This is a genomic window from Rhodococcus pseudokoreensis (assembly GCF_017068395.1).
Lineage (GTDB): Bacteria > Actinomycetota > Actinomycetes > Mycobacteriales > Mycobacteriaceae > Rhodococcus_F > Rhodococcus_F pseudokoreensis.
Genome location: NZ_CP070619.1, coordinates 8,566,177 through 8,586,832, shown reverse-complemented (window position 1 = coordinate 8,586,832; position 20,656 = coordinate 8,566,177). Strand labels below are relative to the sequence as shown.

The window sequence follows — 20,656 nt, the reverse complement described above, 5'->3', positions numbered from 1 at the left end:
GCTGCGCGGCGTTTCCCCCTGCCCTCTACGATGTCGCGGTGTCTACAGGATTGCTGAACCCACCGCTCGATCGGTCCACCCCGCCACCGGTCGCGAACCCGTACCGGGCGCCGGCGATCCTCGCCGCATCGGGCGCGGTGGTGGCGGCCGTGCTGTTCTGGGTCGTGTCCGGCAGCCTCACCGACGATGCCTACATCAGCCTGTCGGCCGCCCGGAACCTGGCCGTCCACGGCGAGTGGGCGATCGTGCACGGACTGACCGCGAACACGTCGACGTCCCCGCTGAACGTGCTGGTGCTCGGGGCGCTGACGTTCCTGACCCGGTTGTGGGGCCCGGGCGATCCGCTGCTCGCACTCGGGATGCTCAACGTCGCGGTCACCGCACTACTGGGGTGGGTGCTGGCCCGGATCGGGCGGCGACTCGGCCTCGGAACGTTCTGGGCGGCGCTCGCCGGTGCGCTGGTGGCGTTCAACCCGTTCGTGTTGTCGGCGGTCGGGCTCGAGGTGCTCCTGATCCCTGCCGCGGTCGCGGTGATGGTGTGGTTCGCGCTCGACGGGCGGGCCGCGTGGTTCGGTGCGGCCGCGGGTACGGCGGCGCTGGTTCGACTGGACCTGCTCGTGTTCGTTCTCGTCATCGCGGCCCTGTCGCCGGCGATTCGCGGCGGCCAGGTGCGTCGGGCCCTCGCCGGCTTCGCCGCGATCGCCGCGCCGTGGTACGTGTTCAGCTGGCTCGTCCTCGGTTCGGCCCTGCCCGACACCTTCCTGATCAAGCAGGGGCAGGCCTCCGACGTGGGCGGCTTCAACTACCTCACCGGCCCGATCATGTACTTCGAGTCCAACCCGTGGCGGACCGTCGCCGCTTTCGGGCCGGCAGCACTCGGACTCGTCCTGCTTCTGCTCGCGCTCTTCTCGTACGCCCGCTACCGGAAGCGACCGCTACCGGTGCCGGGGGCGGTCCTCGCGCTCGGGCTGTCCGGCGCGCTGTACTACGTCGCCTACGTCGTCCTCGACACCGTGCCGTACCACTGGTACTACGTGGCGCCCGCGACGACGCTGGCGATGTTCGCCGTCCTCGCCGCCGGCATCCACTGGACCGCCGCTCGCGACACCGCGGACCGCGCCGTCGTCGGTGCGCTGGCCGGTCTGCTCGCCGTGCTGGGCGCCGGCGCAGTGTATTTCGACGTCGAGGGCGGCCTCCCGTGGGAGGCGCCACCCATTTTCGGCAACTGGGCGAGTGCGCAGGACTACGAGCGGGTCGGCCGTGCGGTCGGGACGCTCGTCGGGGACGCACCGGTCCGGTCTCCCGGTGAGATCGGCACGCTCGCGTACTTCTGTGAATGCGTCATCGTCGACGAGTTCTCCGACCGCGGGTTGGTGGTCGAGGACCGGTTGGTGCCGCGGCTCGCCGAGGCCTCCGAGCCGGCGCGAACGATGCTGCGCGCCAACTACGCCTTCTTCGACTACCGACTGGCGCCGGTGAACCCCGCCTTCGACCTCCGGTACGGAGAGGGCCGCGGTCCCGGCGGTCCCATGTCGTGGGAAGTGTTCTCCGCGGCCCGCGGAGTCGGCCACTTCACCCTGGTGCCGCTCGCCGCCGGTTGAGGTGGTGTGGAACGTCCTCGAAGATCTCATAGCCGGGTGTCAAGACGTGCTCGGGGTCGAAGGTGCGCTTGGCCTCACGGAGACGGTCGAACGCGGGCCCGAAATGCCGGCGCCAGTCTTCGGGTGACATCGGGAACGCGCTGACCGGGTAGAGCGTGCCGCCGTTGCTGCGGACGCGTTCGTACACGGCCCGGTTGGCTTCCACGAGCCGGTCGGCGTTGCCGCGGTCGGCCGTCGTCGGCACCCGGACGAAGTTGAACGCGAAGCACAGCTCCTCCGAGGGTGTGCGCAGCAGCGGGCTTGTGATCGCTCCGGTGAAGATCGGAGAGAGCACGATCTGGCCGAATGCGCCGAGGTCGTGTGCGGCGTCGATCCTGCCCAGCTCGTCGTCGACGACGTCCGCGACCCGGGAGTCACCGATGAAGGTCGTGATCCAGGGGTGCGGGTGGAACCACTGGCCGTTGGCGCGCAACGCCGATTCCAGCCCGGCCAACCGGTTCAGGTAGTCGGCATACGGAATGGTGCTCGGCGTCCGCCCGGCCACATCGTCGGACAGACCGGCCAGCAGGACGTCGTCGTCCGGTGGGCTCCCGGTGAAGAATTTCGCGACGTCCACCTGGAACATCAGACCACCGGTCGGCGCTGCCGGAATCGCACCTTGCACCGCATCGAAGCGGCCGGCGCGTACCAGGAGACGCTCGTCCCGCAGCATCGTCGCGAGGTCCGGGTAGGACAGCACGAACCTGCGGACCTGCCGCGGCGCCGCGACGAGCGCGAGCGTCGCCTCGGTGATCACGGCCACCTGGCCGAGACCCGCCCGCACCATGGCGAACAGGTCGGGATGGTGCTCCGCCGAACAGGTGATCGTCCGCCCCGCACCGGTCACCACGACCATCGAGACGACGTTGTCGCTCTGGACGCCGTATCGCCAGGTCGTGCCGCCGACACCCCCGACTGCGAGTGTCCCGCCGACCGACAGCCCGAGGTAGTCGGCGAGCACGGGCGGGGTCTTTCCCTGCGGCAGCGTGGCGGCGAGCACCTCGCTCCACGTCGCGCCCGCGCCGACGACGATCCGGTCTCCCCGGACGTCACCGACGGAATGCCGCGCCGTCATATCGGCCACGATGCCGTCCGGGGCGGACGATCGTCCCCACACCGAATGCCGCTGCCCCTGCGGGGCGAACGTGCGGCCCCGCTTCGCGGCCCAGCGGATCGTCGCGGCGACGTCGTCGGTGGACCCCGGCAGCAGTACGACCTCCGGCGGCGTGCGGACCAGGTGCCCGAAGTCGTCGGCGACGGCGTCGCGCGCCGCCCGGTCGAAGCGCAACTCGCCGTCCACAGCCGGTGGCGGCACGTCCCGGGTCCGTGCGACAGACACGCCCTTGGCTGCCGCCGCACCGACGGCAAGAGCGGCAGCGATCAACACGGTTCGCCGAATGGAGCACATCAGGTTCTCCCCGATGAATTCTACGACCGGACTCGCGGTGTCTGCCGACGGTCACGTGCCCGCCGGGTCCCTCGTCGTTTCGAGTCGCTGAAGCAGGGCGCGTGCGCCGTCCAGGAACAGTTCGAGTGCGTCTGGATACGCACTGCGGTCGGCGAGTCCGACGAGAAGTCCCGCGGTCGCAGCGATGTGCGGGTGTGTCTCGGCCGGCAGTTGCGTGTACGACGATCGCCACAGTTCCCGGTCCGACTCACGGACGTCGTCGGGTAGCGCGAGTTCGGCGCCGTCGAGTGCGGCGAACGCCAGCATCTGATCGACGAACGCGCGGTAGAGGCGGACGGCTGCACCGTCGGGAAAGCCCGCTTCACGCAGTATTCCGAGAATCGTGTCGACTGCGGCTTGCTCGGAGGCGCGGCCGCTGACTCTGCTGGCCGACAGGACTGCCGCCTGCGGGTGATCCAGATATGCCGCATGCGAACGTATTCCGAGTGCGTACAGGTCTCGCCACCAGTCCCCGGTGGGTTCCCAGCCGTGAAACGACCGGCCGATCAGCTCGTCGGCGATCGCCAGCGTCAGGTCGTCGATTCCGTGGAAGTACCGGTACAGGGTGCTCGGGTCGGCCCCCAGCGCAGCCCCGAGACGGCGAGCGGACAACCCCGCGCTGCCGTGATGCCGCAGCAACCGCAACGCCGTTTCGATGATCGTCTGCTCCGAGAGAACGACACCCTGCTTCGTCGGCCTGCGTCTCCTTCTGGGCGAATCCGAGACCATCTGCTTCGCCAATTTCGGGCTCCTTCCGTCGCATCCCGACTTATGCCAACACCGTTGACCATGCGGACATCGACAGTGTTGCATGTCACAGGCAGGGAGCGAAACCCCAGGCACCGGCCGTGAGAAGTCCGGATCCGGGCCTGGCGTCGCCCTCCCCACCCTTCGAGCGAAAGCGACGCAGATGGCAACAGTGAACGACGGCGCGGCCGGCGCGCCCAGGGCGACGGCCTTCCACAAAACCCTCGGAGTCATGGACGGCATTGCGATCGCCGCCTCGAGTACCGCGGCGACGACCAGCATCGGTGTCGGATTGGGAGTCGTCGCCGCCGTGGTCGGCCTCCAGATGCCGGTGGTGCTGTTGCTGGCGTTCGTTCCCATTCTGGGAATCGCCAGCGGATATGCCCGGCTCAACCGGGTCGAACCCAACTGCGGCAACAGCTACGTCTGGGTGGGCCGCAGCCTCAGTCCGTGGCTGGGGTTCCTCACCGGCTGGATGGCCATCGTCGCCGTCGTCGTGTTCATGGCCTACACCACCGCGATCGCCGGGTCGGCGATCCTGCAGCTCGGCGGCATGGCCGGCGTGCACAGTGTCGCCGGACTCCCCCTCGATCCCGATTCCACACTGCAGTCGACGCTGCTGGGACTCACCGTTCTGGGAGCGGTGACCTTCACCGCTGTCCGCGGCGTCGCGGTGGCGGCACGACTGCAGAAGTACCTCCTCGTCTTCGAGTACGTCGTGCTGATCGGTTTCTGCGTGTACGGGTTGTTCGCCGGGAGCCAGCCGTTCTCGCTCTCCTGGTTCAACCCCTTCGCAATTCCGTCGTTCGCCGTGCTGGCGCAGGGCATGGTGATCGCCGTCTTCTTCTACTGGGGTTTCGAAGCGGCGTTCAGCGTGAGCGAGGAGGTGCGCGATCCGCGCGACGCGTCCCGCGCCGGTGTGATCACCGTCTTTCTGGTCCTCGGCTTGTTCCTGCTCGGCGCGGTGGCGTTCCAGCGCGTCCTCACCCCGGCGGAACTCGCGGACAACGGGACCGTCGGGCTCGCGTATCTCGGCGAGGCGCTCGCCGATCAACCGCTGGCCGCGCTCCCCGTGCTGGCGCTGATGTTCTCCGTCGTCGCCTCACTCCAGGCCACCGTGATACCCAGTGCGCGTGGACTGTTCGCGATGGGCAGGGACCGCACACTCGGCCCGGTGTGGACCCGTGTCCATTCCCGTTACGGAACCCCCGCGGCCGGTACCGTGCTGCTCGGCGGCATCTCCGCCGTGGTCGCGCTTCTGGCCACGGTCATCCCCAAGCTGAGCGATCTTCTCGGTGCTGGCATCAGTTCGATCGGACTGGTGGTCGCACTCTGGTACGGCTTGACGGCACTCGCGGCCGCTGTGCGGTTCCGCGGACTCCTGCGGGAACATCCGTGGGAGGGATTGCGCGCGGTCGTGTTTCCCGGGAGCAGTGCCCTGGTGCTGCTGGCGCTCGGCGGATATCTGGGCTGGATTTTCTACACCTCGGCCGATCATCTCGAGATCAGCGCGACCAACGGGTGGTTTCAGCTACTGTTCCCGATCCTCGTCGTGATGTCGGGGCTGATGGTGGCCGCGCATGCGAAATGGGTCCGCCGATCGCCCTATTTCGTCACCGGCCGCGGAACTGACGCCGACGACGCGAACCTGCTCGGTGGAGGTGCGCCCGCCGAGGTCGCCGTCACCACCCGTTCCTGATCAGCGCACCGCCGCGTGATCCGAATACCGACGAAAGCACTTCCCGACAGGAGATTCGCGATGTCAGCACTACCCGCAGATCTGGTCTTCACGGGCGGATCGATTGCCACCATGGATCCGGCGCGCCGCCGAGCCACGACGGTCGCCGTCACCGGGGGCCGGATATCGGCCGTCGGCCACGACGAGGTCCGGGAGCTGATCGGCGCCCGCACCGAGGTCGTCGACCTCACCGGCAGGCTGCTGCTGCCCGGCTTCCAGGACGCGCACATTCATCCGGTGGTGGCGGGCCTGGAGCATGCCCGCTGCCACCTCACTGGCACGAGCGATGCCGCTTCCACCCTCGCTGCCGTCCGCAGCTATGCCGATGCGCATCCGGAATTGCCGTGGATCGTGGGCGGCGGGTGGTCGATGGAGGCGTTCGACGGCGGCACACCCACTGCGCAACTCCTCGACACCGTGGTGCGGGACCGGCCTGTTTTCCTGCCCAACCGCGACCACCACGGGGCGTGGGTGAACACGAGGGCCCTGGCTATCGCCGGCATCACCCGTGAGACGTCCGATCCCATCGGTGGCCGCATCGAACGCGATGCCGACGGCGAGCCGACCGGAATGCTCCAGGAGTCCGCGATGGACCTGGTCGGCCGCCACACCCCACAGCACACCCCCGATGACCGACTCGAGGCACTGCTCCACGCACAGCAGCACCTGCATTCGCTCGGCATCACCGCCTGGCAGGACGCGCTGCTCGGTGACACCTCCGGCATCTCCGACGTCTCCGACGCCTACCTGACCGCGGCCGGCGAGGGGTCCCTCACCGCTCGGGTCGCGGGCGCCCTGTGGTGGGATCGCGACCGGGGATCCGAACAGATCCCCGACCTACTCCGGCGACGCTCCCGTCTCCGCGTCGGGAGGATGCGCGCCGACACCGTGAAGATCATGCTCGACGGTGTCGCCGAATCCCGCACCGCGGCGATGATCTCCCCGTATCTGGATGGATGTGGCTGCGCGACCACACATTCCGGAACCAGCTTCGTCGACCCGGACAAACTGCGAGATTTCGTCACCGAGCTCGACGCCCTCGGATTTCAGGTGCACTTCCATGCGCTCGGCGACCGCGCCGTACGTGACGCGCTCGACGCGGTCGAGGCCGCCCGGACCGCGAACGGATTCCGCGACACCCGCCCGCACCTCGCCCACCTGCAGGTCGTGGACCCCGCCGACATCCCCCGGTTCCGCGCGCTCGGTGCCACTGCCAACATGCAACCGCTGTGGGCAGCCCACGAGCCGCAGATGGACGAGCTCACCATCCCCTTCCTCGGGGACGAACGCACCCGGCGGCAGTATCCCTTCGGTTCCCTGCTCCGCTCGGGCGCAACTCTGGCGGCCGGCAGCGACTGGCCGGTCAGCAGCGCTGACCCCATCCATGGGATCCATGTCGCGGTCAATCGGGTTCTGCCGGGTCGAGACGGTCAGGGGCGTCCGGTGTTCCTACCGGAGCAGCGGATCGACCTCACGTCCGCACTCACCGCCTACACCGCCGGGTCCGCGTACGTGCACCACCTCGACGACACGGGAAGCATCGAGGTGGGCAAACTCGCCGACCTGGTGGTCCTCGACCGGGATCCGTTCACCGGACCCGCCGACCTGATTGCCGAGACCCGGGCCGTCCTCACCTATGTGGGTGGTGATCGCGTCTACGCGGCACCGAGCGCTTGATGTCCCTCGCAGGTGCCTAGATGTCAGCTCGGATGCCGATCGGCGACCCTCGTGGCGCCGATCGGCATCCGCGACCACACTGGAGGTGTCCCGCCGAAGTCAGGAGACAGTGATGAGCGACAACAGGCCGTTCGGGTTCGACCCCGACGATCTCGACCGCGTGATCCGTGAGGCCGGCGAGGAGTTGCAGGGCGTCAAGGACCGGATAGTCAGGTTCCTGGAACAGGCGGATTCCCAGATCCCGTGGACGGGCGTCTTCGCGGACTTCGCCCGGTCGCCGCGCGCCGCGCCGAAGCCGGAGACGACCGGGGAAACGGGCGACGGCGTGTGGGCGATCTACACCGTCGACGGCGAGGGCGTCGCCCGCGTCGAGCAGGTATATGCCACCGAACTCGATGCCCTTCGCGCCCACAAACACAACACCGATCCCCACCGTTCGGTGCGGTTCCTCCCCTACGGCGTCACCGTCAGCGTCCTCGACCAGCAGGAGGAGTCGACGCCGCGGGAAACGGAATGACTTCTCGGCAGCCAGCCCTACCACGTGCTGCGGCGAAACGCGCACACTCCCCGTGTCCACGCTTTCCGCAAGGATGTCCCGATCAGCGCCCCGCAATGACGATCGTCACCGGACGGGGCTACCGGGACTGCGCAGTTCAGCGGGTTCCGGTCAACGGCCGGCTTTCGGGGCGTCCCGCGCTGGACAGCTGGCCGCTGCCGGCCGATTGATTTCGTACAACAGCGACAGCTCACGACACGCTAATTTGGGTGCACCCCAAAGTAAAGGAGAGCCCCGTGGGCAAGGTGGTCATGTACAGCTCGGTGTCGGTGGACGGCTTCGTCGCGGACGCGAATGACCAGCCCGGACCGCTGTTCGACTGGCTGTCCAGCGGTGACGTCCCGTTGGACGAGAGCGGCGAGGTGAAGGTTTCGCAGACGTCCTACGACTACACCCGGCCGTACTGGGACCAGATCGGGGCGACACTCGTCGGCCGCCACGTCTTCGATATGACGGACGGCTGGGACGGGAAGCCTCCCGGCGGGATCGACCACGTGGTCGTCGTGACGCACCGGCCGGAGCCCGAGGGTTGGAACCCCGAGGCGCCGTTTCACTTCGTCGACGGCGTCGAGGCAGCCGTGGCAAAGGCGCAGGAGCTTGCGGGTGACCGCATCGTCGAGGTCGCCGCTGGCGACGTCGGTGGCCAGGTGCTTGCCGCGGGCCTGGTCGACGAGGTGCGCATGGACGTCGTACCCGTCGTATTCGGGTCCGGCAAACGCTACTTCGGGTCGGTCCACGCGCAGCACCTGTTGGAGGATCCTGACGTGGTGATTCACGGCAACCGGGTACTTCACCTGCGCTATAGGGTGCGCAGTTAACCGACGACGGATCACCATCCGGTGCTCCGCTCAGCGTTCCGCTTGCGGGACACTCGGCCCCAGAGTTAGTTGCAGAGGTCTCCAATGGTGCACATGACCGTTCCATCGCCGGGGCTGACCCATACTGCATGCGCGTCCCGAACTTCTGGCTTCAGCAAGCGGAGAGGGCTGCTACTCACGACAGGCCAAAATGTGTGCTCATACCCCGTGAACCAGTCTTGAGCCGCTTCAGCAATCCTTGCCGTGATGGTGACGAGATCCACCTCGACCGGGGTTCCGAAACCATGACTTCCTCCGTGTTCGGTCCTGAGCCCGATTGACCAGCCTCCGTAGACTTTGGTCTCGTCGACTACAAGCCAGCTCATCTCACCGAGCCACCTCAGTTCGTCGTAGCAGCGAGTGTCACGACCCACGGCGTGACATGCCTCCACGAAGTGAGGAGGTGCACCAAGAACGTCGCCTTCGGCGCCGTAGAGTTTCACGTTCCATGAGGGTGTCTCCAATGGATGCAGCGGCGGTCGTCGCGATTCTTTGGAAGCCATCCTTCACCTTCTCAACCGGCCTTTGACCGGTCAATAGCACCGCCGTCACGCCCGGCTGACTGTCCCGGGGATGCATCCCTGAACGGTCGCCTGGTTGCCGCTGGCCGCTATTGCTTGTCGAAGAAGTCTCGGCGCGCGGCGTCGATGAGTTCCGGGTAGTCCATGCCATAGGTTTTCGCGGCGTGCCAGAACGCTTCGATGGCCGATTCGAGCGGTTCGGCTTCCGTGTACATGCTGCGTGAGTAGGCGCGCAACGCCTCGTACTGCTGGACGAGTTCTCGGTGGGCGGGGAGGCCGGAGACGATGCTGCGGGTGATCCGCGGGTCCTGATCGAGTCGGTTGCGGGCGGCGAAGCTGTCGATGAAGTCTCCGTTGACGGGCTTTCCGGCGTCCATGTCGGTGAGGACGTCGCGGAGCCAGTCGATATCTGCGATTCTGGCGCGTTCCCAGGCGCGGTGGACGCACCAGCGGGCGAAGGCCCGCTGGTGCTCCGGGGGTGCGGCGTCGATGCGGTCGATCAGGTCGCGGTCGAGGCCGGCGACGTACCGGCTGGAGAACACTGCTTCGAGCGTGGGAGTGAGCGGTGTGCCGCCGAATGCGTTCAAGTGTGCGCGCACGGCGTTGGCTTCGGGGCCCTTGGGTGGCACTTTGACGACATCGCCTGCGTCGTTGCGGATGTAGACGTAGTCGCGGGAGAGGCTGGATTCGTCGACCTGGGTTTGTGGTGACCATGCCCGGTCGGTCTTGTGCAGGGTGCGGACCGTGCCATCGTCGGTGGGGGTGGGCCAGAGTTGGACGAGGTAGTCCTCGCACGGTTCGGAGACGTCTTCGCCGTATCGGGTGTCGCGGCCGCGGGCGTGCGCACGTACCACGTATCGCCCGGCTGGGATTGGGGTGAGGGTGGTGCTTTCGGTGCCGTCGAGAGTGGTCACGACGATGTCCGAGGTGGTGGTGATCGTGGCTTCTTCGATCACCTCCCATTCCTGCGTGGCCTCCGTGTCGGGGGCGTGTTCGAGCAGGTCGAGGGCGAGACGGGCGGGCCCGTAGGTGATTCCGGTGTAGAACGAGACGAAGCCGGGGCCGACCTCGATCAAGGTGCCCTCGGTTACCGCGTTCAAGGTATCGGCACCGGGTTCACCGAGGGCAAACTGATGATGATCAACTCGCACGAGCTCCCAGTGCGTCACTGCATCAGGCTAAACGCAACGTCTGCATTATTCGTTCATTCAACAATCGTCGACCGGTCATCGATCGGTGACCGGTCATTGATCCTCGATGGGTGACGTGGGTGGATGGCCGTACTGCAGATGGAGGTATGCCCCGGGGCGGCCTGTGTAGTGGGCCTGTTCGCTTGAGCCAAGGGTGCTACCGGGCTGCGGTGGGAGGCCGGTGCGATTCGCACCTTCGGGGCCTGTGTAGTCGACTGCGTAGTCGGCCTGTTCGCGCGAGGGTTCGTTCTCTGCCTCTCGTGTCCAGATCTGGAGTAGGTACCGCTCGGGGTGGCCGGACGCATCATCGGCCGCCCAGCCGAATGCGCGCACGAAAACCGTAGCCGGTCCTGGCTCAGTGAGAATTTCGTCGAGCTCGCCCAGGTTCGATCCAAAGTCGCCGTCAAGGATCCGCTGGGAGCCGTTGTTGGTGTGATAGCTGGTCTCCGCCGCTCTGTCCCAATCCTGAGGCGACGGGGTGTCGGCCGGCGGACCGTCATGGACCTCCACCGTCACCTGAACGGGGCCCCATCTGACCTCGGTGGTGATAGCCAGCACGCCTTGCCCAGGCTGCAGGAAATCCGCGGCCCCGTCGATCGTCGAGGCCTGGGCTGCGAAATGGTCGTCGAACAAGAAGAAGTTGCTGTTCTCGCTGTGAACCAGTCCAGTGAGTCGCCGCATGCGTCGGTTCCTGTCTCCCATTTTCCGCTCCTCAGGAAGGGTGCCACGATTCAGTCCGGTGATGCCGCTGAAGGATCCCTGATTGGTGCTCGGAACGATGTGTCCGTCCTCGACAGAGGATTGGTCGAGATTGCAACAATGGAACTGTGACCGATGCAAGCACGTCCCCACCTCCGGAGAGCGACCTACTTGCCGCAGTCAGGTCGGTTCTACTGCGGGAGGTAGAGCGCGTTGACGACCCGGTGGCCGGCGTCCCGGGCGGAGATCCGTCCGACACATCCGGGTGGCATCCGTACACCGTGGATCACGAGCCGAGTTCGGCGCCGGGCAGGCCCTACTACGACGCGGAATCGTGGCGGTGGTTCCGCCTGATTGATCTGGCAGTCTTGGACGGAACCGTGTTGGTGAAGTTTGGTTGGGACGAACCGGACACACCACCGCTCAATTATCTAGTGCAGATCCCGGTGCCGCGGTACACATCGCTGGACATGATGGGCGTCGCACTGATTGTGCGTATATACCTGCGATCCCTGCTCGCACCACTTGATGCACTGAAGTCGGCTCCGTCGAACGACACACCAGGATGGCGTAATCGAGTAATGCGGACCTGGCTCGAATCGGACTTGGTCCTGATCTCGCCACCGGATCCTGATCGCAGCCAGTCAGCCCTTGACCGGGGGTGGAACTCTTGACCGCGATAGGTGCTCGCGCCGCGTTGAAATAGAACGTCGACGTCGCCTGAGCGGCCAATAGCCGATCCGCTATCGGTGACTGTCAATCAATCGCTTCCGACAGGGCGGTCGGCCATACCCGTCCATTCCATTGGGCGATCCTTCGCCTCACGGCTCGCGCGACACGGATACTGATTGAGTGGAGCGGGACGAGGAGGCGATGGCGACGAATCGGATACAGCGCGGTGCTCCGGTGGCCTTTAGAGGGCAGGACACCGACCGCGACATTCTCAATCCGGCGGCGCGACCTGCTCTGTTATTTCACGGTCATCCAGGGCGAATCACCGACCCGACGCTGCAACACATACTGGTGGATTGGGTGGGGCTCGAGGATGAGCCGGCGAGCTTCGCCGTTGGATTCTGTCCGACCACCGTCGACGGCGGATGGGCCGGTCCTACGGTGCCGGGATTGGCAGAGATTTCGGAGGCCGAATTCAAGGTGCGGAAGCAACGAATCGAGAGCGGTCAGCGCCCCCTGCCATGACTGTCGTTCATGGATCCCTGATTGGTGCTCGGAACGATGTGTCCGTCCTCGACAGAGGATTGGTCGAGATTGCAACAATGGAACTGTGACCGATGCAAGCACGTCCCCACCTCCGGAGAGCGACCTACTTGCCGCAGTCAGGTCGGTTCTACTGCGGGAGGTAGAGCGCGTTGACGACCCGGTGGCCGGCGTCCCGGGCGGAGATCCGTCCGACACATCCGGGTGGCATCCGTACACCGTGGATCACGAGCCGAGTTCGGCGCCGGGCAGGCCCTACTACGACGCGGAATCGTGGCGGTGGTTCCGCCTGATTGATCTGGCAGTCTTGGACGGAACCGTGTTGGTGAAGTTTGGTTGGGACGAACCGGACACACCACCGCTCAATTATCTAGTGCAGATCCCGGTGCCGCGGTACACATCGCTGGACATGATGGGCGTCGCACTGATTGTGCGTATATACCTGCGATCCCTGCTCGCACCACTTGATGCACTGAAGTCGGCTCCGTCGAACGACACACCAGGATGGCGTAATCGAGTAATGCGGACCTGGCTCGAATCGGACTTGGTCCTGATCTCGCCACCGGATCCTGATCGCAGCCAGTCAGCCCTTGACCGGGGGTGGAACTCTTGACCGCGATAGGTGCTCGCGCCGCGTTGAAATAGAACGTCGACGTCGCCTGAGCGGCCAATAGCCGATCCGCTATCGGTGACTGTCAATCAATCGCTTCCGACAGGGCGGTCGGCCATACCCGTCCATTCCATTGGGCGATCCTTCGCCTCACGGCTCGCGCGACACGGATACTGATTGAGTGGAGCGGGACGAGGAGGCGATGGCGACGAATCGGATACAGCGCGGTGCTCCGGTGGCCTTTAGAGGGCAGGACACCGACCGCGACATTCTCAATCCGGCGGCGCGACCTGCTCTGTTATTTCACGGTCATCCAGGGCGAATCACCGACCCGACGCTGCAACACATACTGGTGGATTGGGTGGGGCTCGAGGATGAGCCGGCGAGCTTCGCCGTTGGATTCTGTCCGACCACCGTCGACGGCGGATGGGCCGGTCCTACGGTGCCGGGATTGGCAGAGATTTCGGAGGCCGAATTCAAGGTGCGGAAGCAACGAATCGAGAGCGGTCAGCGCCCCCTGCCATGACTGTCGTTCATGGATCCGCATTCGGGACCGGCGCCCGTTGTCGTCGCCTCGGTTCTGATGCCGGCGCCGCAGGCTGCTTCTCACGGGTTCAGTTCGGGGTACCGATCAATTGATGATGGGCGAGCTCTCGGTACAGCTCGCTGGTCCCGAGCAGCTCGTTGTGGGTACCGATCGCGCGGACCCGCCCGTGGTCGAGGACGATGATCTGGTCGGCGTTCTTCACGGTCGCGAGCCGGTGCGCGACGATGACGACCGTCTGATCGGCGCCGGTGGCCTCGAGTGCGGTCTGGAAGATTTCCTCGTTGCGGCTGTCGAGGCTCGACGTCGGCTCGTCCAACAGCAGCAGCGGTGGTCGGGCGAGCAGCACGCGGGCGATCGCCAACCGTTGTCGCTCGCCACCGGACAGCCGGATCCCGTGCTCACCGATCTGCGCGTTCAAGCCCTCGGCTTCGGTGTCGATCCGGTCGCGCAGGTTGACCGTGTCCAGGACCGCCCAGCACAGTTCCTCCGTCACCTCCGGTGCGGCGAGGGTGAGGTTCTCCCGGACGGTGCCCGAGATCGCGGGCGCATTCTGTTCCACGTATCCCAGCTGTGAGCGCAGCACGGTCCGCGGCAACCCGGTGATGTTCACCCCGGCCAGCTCGATGCGGCCACCGTCGAGGTCGTAGAACCGTTCGACCAGCGCGAGGAGGGTGGATTTGCCGGCACCGGAGAGTCCGACGATCGCGGTCCGGGAGCCGCGGGCGACGGTGAAGCTCACCGAGTCGAGGACCGGATGGGCCGGTCGGTATCCGAACCGGGCGTCGCGGAATTCGACCATCGGCGCCGACGATGCCGGGAGTGTCGGGTGCGTGATGATGTCGGCGGCGTCCTCGGCCGGAATCTGCTCGATCTCGGTGATGCGTTGCAGGGCGCCGAGGGCGGCGGCGACGGACTGCACCGCGGTGAAGGCGGTGTTGACCGGTCCCATGAACAACAGCATGAACAGGATGAACGTGACCAGCTCGGCGACGGTCAGATGCCCGGTGGCCACCCGGTACCCGCCGACGCCGAGGATCACGAGCAACGATGCATGCCCGGTGACCTGCCGGAGCGGTTGGACCGCGGCGCCGGATCGAGCCGCGCCCACCCCGGCGTCGAAGGCCGCCCGGACCCGGGCGCCGAGCCGAGCCTGCGCGCGGTCGGTGGCCCCGTTGGCGCGGATGACACTGATCGCCGACAGGGTCTGGTTCAGGTCGCCGGTCAGATCCCCGAGCCGGGACTGGGTTTCGAAGATCAACGCTCGCAGCCGCCGGGTGACATGCAGCGACGCTGCGACCACGGTCCCCACGACGAGGACGGTGATCACGGCCAGGACCGGGTCGAGCAGCGCCATCGCGGTCAGTGCGCCGACGAGGACGAGGATCCCGCCGAGGGGTTCGACCAGACCGTCGGTGAGCGCGGCGCGCAGCAGGGTGGTGTCCGAGGCGACCCGGGAAACCAGGTCGCCGACGTGGCGGCTGCGGTACTCGCTCATCGGCAACCGCAACAGGTGCCCGATCAGCTCGGTGCGGGCGGTGAGCACCACACTCTCCGCGGTCCGCTGCAGCAGGTAGTACTGGATCGTGGCGAGGATTGCGCCGGCGGCGAGGAACGCGACCAGCGCCCACACCAGTCCGCTGAGCGGGGCACCGTCTCCGACCGCGGTGATGATCCGGCCCACCAGCACCGGTTGCACCAGACTCAGTCCGGCAGCGGCCATGGAGAACACCGCTGCCGCCCCGAGCAGCCGGCGGTGCTCACGCACATACGGCCACAAAACACGCACACCGCCCCGGCCGGTCGTGGCTGTCTTTTCTTCTCCCCGCGACTCCATAAGCCCCCAACCCCAGAAACAAGTTCAGCCATCATATTTGGGCCGGCCCCGAATCTCGGGTTGACCGGCCGAACCGGGTACTGCAGCGGTACTGGGATCTGGGCGCGCATTCATCGGGTATCGGTGATCGATCCTCAAGGGGAACGGCCGGGATACCAGCCGTCATGGTCCGTGTCCGCTACCGCCTGTAGGGGAGGCTGCCACGTGGAGTCGACGCAGTGGGTGCAGGTGTCAGTGCAGATTGTGGATTATCCGAAGTTTCGCTCCATCCAGATGTTTCACTAATCGTGAGCAGCGGATCCCAGTTAAGGCACTGCCCAAACGCCGCCGCCCGGTAGCAGCGTGGTGGGAGTGCCCAGGTAACCGGGCATACCGCCCGCTGTGAACGTAGCGACCACGGTCCCGGATCCGGTCTGGATGACCCCAGGCGTACTCGATCCGTAAAAGAGGTCCGCAGCGCCACTCGCACCGTTCGATAGGTTGCGCCAATGGACGACAAGATCGCAGTAGGGGTATGCGTGTCAGCGGTCATGTAATTCCCCAGGTTGAGGGGTTTGTCCGTCACGTAATTCCCCACCCGGCCGTCACGTAATTCCCCACCCTCGGGGCGTGTCGGCCGGGGTTCCGGTGCTGCTGCAGGTTCGCTCCTGACTGGGCCACCGACGGCGGGCCCGGGAAGGGGCCTGACGGTGGCAAGGAGAACGTGGACGATGATTGATCTGATGGAGTTGTTCCGGCATTGGCATGCCGGCCGGTCCCAGGTGCAGATCTCGACGGCCCTGGGGATCGATCGTAAGACGATCCGGAAATACTTGGCTCCCGCGTTGGCGGCCGGGTTGGCGCCTGGCGAGGGCGGGAATTTTGACGAAACGCTGTGGTGGGAGTTGATCGCTGGGTGGTTCCCGGAGGTCGGTGACCCGGCGGCGCGGGCGGTGACGTGGCCGGCGATCGCCGCGCACCACGACTGGATCGACGGGCAGCTGGCCGCGTCGGTGACGGTCGCGACGATCGCGCAACGCCTGCGTGACGATTACGGCGTCGTGGTGTCCGAATCGACGGTGCGACGTTATGTGGCAGCGCAATTCGCCGAGAAGGTCGCCGAGGCGAAGGTGACGGTGCCGCGGGGTGCGGTCCCGCCCGGTGACGAGGCCCAGGTCGACTACGGCAAGCTCGGGATGTGGCGGGATCCGGCCACCGACCGGCGGGTGGCGGTGTGGGCGTTCGCGATCATCCTGGCTTGTTCGCGGCTGCTGTTCGTGCAGCCGGTGTTGCGGATGGACCAGTCCTCGTGGTGCGCCTCGCACGTGGCGGCGTTCGAGTTCTTCGGCGGCACCCCGGCCCGGATCGTGTGCGACAACCTCAAAACCGGGGTGGACCGGCCGGATTTGTACGACCCGAAGATCAACCGCGCCTACGCCGAACTCGCCGCGTTCTACGGGGTGCTGATCGACCCCGCCCGCGCCGGCAAACCCAAGGACAAGCCCCGGATCGAACGCCCGATGCCCTACATCCGGGACTCGTTCTGGAAGGGACGGGAGTTCACCTCGCTGCCGCAGATGCAGGACGCCGCCCTGGCCTGGTGCACCGACGTCTACGGCCGACACAATCACCGTGGTCTCGACGGCGCGCAACCCGTAGCTGTGTTCGACGCCATCGAAAAGCGCAGTCTCACAGCACTTCCACCCAGAACGTTCGAATCGGTCCTCTACCAGGTCGGCAAGGTCGCCCCGGACTGTCACGTCAAGGCCGACAAGGCCCTGTATTCGGTGCCCTGGCGGCTGATCGGCCAGCAGGTGCTGGCCCGCACCTGCGGCGACATGGTGCAAATTTTTCACGCCGAGCAGGTCGTCGCCACCCATGTGCTGCACCTGTCGGGGCGATCGACGAACATCGAGCACTACCCACCGCACAAGATCGCCTACACACTGCAGACCGTGTCCTGGTGTCGGGCGCAGGCCGAGCAGATCGGCCCCGGCGCCGTCGCCATCGTCGGCGAGTTATCACAGGTCAACGCCCTGCACAGGCTCCGGGCGATCCAAGGCATAGTCCGGCTGCGGGACCGCTACGAGGACGCCCGCCTCAACGCGGCCTGCGCCCGCGCCCTCGCGGTCGGCGACCCCACCTACCGCACCGTCAAGGGCATCCTCGCCGCCGGCACCGAACACGACGGACAAGCCGAGGTGTCCGCGGCGCCAGCGCCGGCATTCCTGCGTGGACCCGACGCCTTCGACAACGAACGCACCGCCTAAGCGTTGAACGCTGCTATGACATGCACTGCACAACAAGTACTTTCACAAGAACAGGGGACTGGTCATGACAATTCACGACCCCAGCCTGCGGGCTGCACTGAAGACGTTGAAGTTGACCGGGATGCTCGACACCCTCGACGCCCGGCTCGCCCAGACCCGGGACGGGCAGCTCGGACACCTCGAATTTCTGCAGGTGCTGTGTGAGGACGAGATCGCCCGCCGGGAAACGGCGGCGCTGGCCCGCCGGCTGCGGCGGGCCAAGTTCGAACAGCAGGCTACCTTCGAGGACTTCGACTTCACCGCGAACCCGAAACTCCCGGCGGCGATGCTGCGGGACCTGGCCGCGCTGCGCTGGCTCGACGCCGGCGAGTCGGTGATCCTCTACGGACCCGTTGGAGTAGGCAAAACACATGTGGCACAAGCGCTTGGGCATCATGTCGCTCGCCGAGGTGGGGACGTGCGGTTCGTCAAGTGCTCCCGCATGCTCGCCGACCTCGCCGGTGGCCATGCCGATCGCACCATCGGTCAGCGGATGCGGGAATACACCCGGCCACTGGTATTGATTATCGATGATTTCGCGATGCGCGAGCACACCACCACCCAGTCCGATGACCTCTACGATCTGGTTTCCGATCGTGCGATCGCCGGCAAACCTCTGATTCTGACGAGTAACCGCGCCCCGAAGGACTGGTATCCGCTGTTCCCGAATCCGGTCGTCGCCGAGTCCCTCCTCGACCGGCTGATCAACACCAGCCATCAAACCCTGATGGACGGCCCGTCCTACCGGCCCCGCAAACGACCCGGACACCGCACCGCCAACGCAACCTGATCCGAACCCCTATCCACTCGGGTTACCCTCAACTCAGCACACCCGAGCATGGGGAATTACGTGACGGACACCCCTGGGGAATTACGTGACGGTCGACAGTATGCGCCGCAGCGGAATCGAGTGATGCCTGGTTCGTCTGGGTTCGTCCTGACAGTGATGTACGTGCTGGAGGGCGGGTTAGTCAATCCAGTCGGTCCGTTGGTCAGTCCCGCAAAGGGGATCGGCAGGACCGTGTCGGTCGAGGCTGCGCTCACAGGCGGGGCGGCTAGCAGCAGTGCTGCGAGAGCGATACCGGCGAGAGTAGTCATTCCGCGGGGCGTCGAAGCGGTTCGGAACAAGGTTTTCCACCTCCTACAGGGGCACTTGGATCGGACTGAGGCTCCCGGGTCAATGCCAGGAGTTCCACCAGAGAACTACGGGCACCAACCAGGGTGTCCATACCATCCAGCTGTTTCCCAATCCGTACGGCGGAATCGGAATCACCGTCATCACCTCCAAGTCAGTGGAAAGGTAGGGAGTTCCACCACGCCAGAAAATTGGGGACCGCTGGCCATAGGAACGGGAACCAGAAGTAGAGATCCACCGGCGACCACCTCCTACGCTGTGCATCGTCCGCCGCAGGCCGATCGGTACAGCCCCGCAATCGGGCATCCAGAACGACCGGGATCACGCTGTCGACATCGCGGCACCCATGGGACCAGCTTGTGGGAGAAATACAAGATTTAGATCTGGCCGGCCGGCCTAGCTGACTCAGTCGTGGTCCAATATCGGAGTGGGCACGCGGTCATGGGCCGCTGCGAGCCTCCAATTCTGTCCGCTCATCGATCGGCAACCGACACCATCGGCGAGCCCTAGTCGCAGACCTGTGGTGCGGCGAGAAACAATTTGCCACAGACGAAGGCGCGGGAGAGCTTCCACTCGTTGTTGTAGCGCACGAAGGGTGTCGGCAGTGTGTCCGCCGGTGGTGTTGTAGAAGTCCTCGGCTCAAACAGTGACGAATTGGTAGGCATTGCCATCGCTCACGATACGACCGACACTGTTCCCTGCGAAGTGCGTGCCGAACACGAGAACATCACTGTCTGCAACGGAGGCGAGGAACTCCTGACGCCGAGCGGAGGACACCTCACGATCCCAGTCACTTCGCGAACTCCAGGTAGGATGGGCGACCTGGATCGGATGATGCACGAAATCGCCGGTGATAAAACCGATCTCGCCCTTCGATTCGATGGTGAGACTGTGATGGTACTTGGTATGACCCGGCGTGGAGGTATACCGCACACCCTCGCAAATGGTGTGGTTGACCGGAACCAGATCGACGAGTCCCGCATCGACACAAGGTTGAATCGACTGCGCGAACACGAGACGCGTCTGCCGGTGGATGTCGGGATCCGCTCCGTTGTACGTGACGGCATGCCCGAGGTCGTCGGAGACGTCACCACCCTCGGTGAGTCCCTTGTGGTACTCGAACTCGTCCTGAACGAAGGTGTACCGGGCGTTCGGGAAGGTCGGCACCCATCGGCCACCCTCGAGCACGGTGTTCCATCCCACGTGATCGAGGTGCAGATGTGTGATGGCGACGTAGTCGATCTGTTCGGGCTTGTAGCCGGCATCCGCCAGTCGATCCAGATAGGGGGAGTCCAGGCCACCCCAGGACGGGATCAGCGGTAGATCCTTGTGATTGCCGCACGCGGTGTCGACGAGAACGACAGACGACCCGGTGTCGACGACGAACGAGTGAACGCTCCAGAGTGTCTGCCCCTGTTCGGTGGCGTAGTCGGGGTACAGCCACGGAACGGCCTTGACCGCATCCGGCGTTGCCTCTGCGATCAGTCCGTCGAGCTCACCGACCTCAACCGCGATTTCGTTTATCTGGGTGATTTTCACATCACCGATCTGCCACCTCTGAGTCATGAGGTTTCCTTCTTTCATTCAGCGTGTGGAGCGCTTGTTCAGACAGCGCGTCCGGCCATCTCGCCTTCGTAGATCGCCTCGTCCACCCGGCGGGGTGCCAAGCAGTCTCCGACGCCGTCACGTCGAACTGCGCTTCGAGTTGGGGAAGCAGGGCCGTATCGGCATCGCGAAGCATGACGGTCACGAGAGACTGCGCCGGCAACCACCAGGCGTCTCTGGGGAGTCGATCACGCCCCAGCCCTCGTCGTAGTTCCATGTCCGCATCGTTCCGATGGTCGGAGACATGAATCGATACTGCATCATCACAACGACCGTGCACATGCCAATTTTCTATTCGGCCACGTCATAGACGGATCCCGTGGATCGATCGCAATCCGGTGCCGAGACAC

15 protein-coding genes are annotated in these 20,656 nt (G+C 65.7%); 9 read left to right on the top strand and 6 right to left on the bottom strand.

Features of this window, described 5'->3' with window-relative positions:
• The first annotated feature begins 38 nt into the window (after positions 1-38).
• Entirely contained in the window at positions 39-1,601 is a 1,563-nt protein-coding gene (locus JWS13_RS44660) for a glycosyltransferase family protein (RefSeq protein ID WP_206011434.1), read from the top strand.
• Here JWS13_RS44660 and JWS13_RS44655 read toward each other — a convergent pair.
• A complete protein-coding gene (locus tag JWS13_RS44655; RefSeq protein WP_241032566.1) occupies positions 1,573-3,048 on the bottom strand; it encodes an FAD-binding protein in 1,476 nt (491 codons plus the stop codon). The genes JWS13_RS44660 and JWS13_RS44655 overlap by 29 nt on opposite strands.
• A gap of 51 nt (positions 3,049-3,099) precedes the next feature.
• Positions 3,100-3,828, bottom strand: coding sequence for a TetR/AcrR family transcriptional regulator (locus tag JWS13_RS44650; protein WP_206011433.1), 729 nt, complete (start codon positions 3,826-3,828; stop codon positions 3,100-3,102).
• 169 nt (positions 3,829-3,997) lie between these two features.
• Between JWS13_RS44650 and JWS13_RS44645 the strand changes: the two genes are divergently transcribed.
• The 4 genes from JWS13_RS44645 to JWS13_RS44630 all read left to right on the top strand — a co-directional run bounded on the left by JWS13_RS44645 (position 3,998) and on the right by JWS13_RS44630 (position 8,623).
• Positions 3,998-5,533, top strand: coding sequence for an APC family permease (locus JWS13_RS44645; protein WP_206011432.1), 1,536 nt, complete (start codon positions 3,998-4,000; stop codon positions 5,531-5,533).
• Between the two features lie 60 nt (positions 5,534-5,593).
• Positions 5,594-7,249: an amidohydrolase gene (locus JWS13_RS44640; RefSeq protein WP_206011431.1), complete on the top strand. Its 1,656-nt coding sequence runs from the start codon at positions 5,594-5,596 to the stop codon at positions 7,247-7,249.
• Positions 7,250-7,361: 112 nt separating this feature from the next.
• Positions 7,362-7,766, top strand: a complete 405-nt coding sequence (locus JWS13_RS44635; protein WP_206011430.1) for a hypothetical protein — start codon at positions 7,362-7,364, stop codon at positions 7,764-7,766.
• 275 nt (positions 7,767-8,041) lie between these two features.
• The gene (locus tag JWS13_RS44630; RefSeq protein WP_206011429.1) at positions 8,042-8,623 is read left to right on the top strand and encodes a dihydrofolate reductase family protein; all 582 of its coding nucleotides are present in this window, start codon (positions 8,042-8,044) and stop codon (positions 8,621-8,623) included.
• 649 nt (positions 8,624-9,272) lie between these two features.
• On the opposite strand, the gene JWS13_RS44625 is transcribed toward JWS13_RS44630, so the two are convergent.
• Positions 9,273-10,352, bottom strand: a complete 1,080-nt coding sequence (locus tag JWS13_RS44625) for a hypothetical protein (protein WP_206011428.1) — start codon at positions 10,350-10,352, stop codon at positions 9,273-9,275.
• Positions 10,353-10,427: 75 nt separating this feature from the next.
• Positions 10,428-11,075: a hypothetical protein gene (locus tag JWS13_RS44620; protein ID WP_206011427.1), complete on the bottom strand. Its 648-nt coding sequence runs from the start codon at positions 11,073-11,075 to the stop codon at positions 10,428-10,430.
• An 849-nt stretch (positions 11,076-11,924) separates the two neighbouring features.
• Here JWS13_RS44620 and JWS13_RS44615 point away from each other — a divergent pair.
• Positions 11,925-12,269, top strand: coding sequence for a hypothetical protein (locus tag JWS13_RS44615; RefSeq protein WP_206011426.1), 345 nt, complete (start codon positions 11,925-11,927; stop codon positions 12,267-12,269).
• Between the two features lie 809 nt (positions 12,270-13,078).
• Positions 13,079-13,423, top strand: a complete 345-nt coding sequence (locus JWS13_RS44610) for a hypothetical protein (protein WP_206011426.1) — start codon at positions 13,079-13,081, stop codon at positions 13,421-13,423.
• An 88-nt stretch (positions 13,424-13,511) separates the two neighbouring features.
• On the opposite strand, the gene JWS13_RS44605 is transcribed toward JWS13_RS44610, so the two are convergent.
• The gene (locus JWS13_RS44605; protein ID WP_206011425.1) at positions 13,512-15,209 is read right to left on the bottom strand and encodes an ABC transporter ATP-binding protein; all 1,698 of its coding nucleotides are present in this window, start codon (positions 15,207-15,209) and stop codon (positions 13,512-13,514) included.
• Between the two features lie 779 nt (positions 15,210-15,988).
• Here JWS13_RS44605 and istA point away from each other — a divergent pair.
• Together istA and istB are read left to right on the top strand one after the other, a co-directional pair.
• Positions 15,989-17,527: an IS21 family transposase gene (gene istA, locus JWS13_RS44600; RefSeq protein WP_206011424.1), complete on the top strand. Its 1,539-nt coding sequence runs from the start codon at positions 15,989-15,991 to the stop codon at positions 17,525-17,527.
• Between the two features lie 64 nt (positions 17,528-17,591).
• Complete coding sequence (gene istB / locus JWS13_RS44595) at positions 17,592-18,356, top strand: IS21-like element helper ATPase IstB (RefSeq protein WP_206009186.1); 765 nt, start codon at positions 17,592-17,594, stop codon at positions 18,354-18,356.
• A 984-nt stretch (positions 18,357-19,340) separates the two neighbouring features.
• Here istB and JWS13_RS44590 read toward each other — a convergent pair.
• Positions 19,341-20,267, bottom strand: coding sequence for an MBL fold metallo-hydrolase (locus JWS13_RS44590; protein ID WP_206004573.1), 927 nt, complete (start codon positions 20,265-20,267; stop codon positions 19,341-19,343).
• Positions 20,268-20,656 lie beyond the last annotated feature (389 nt).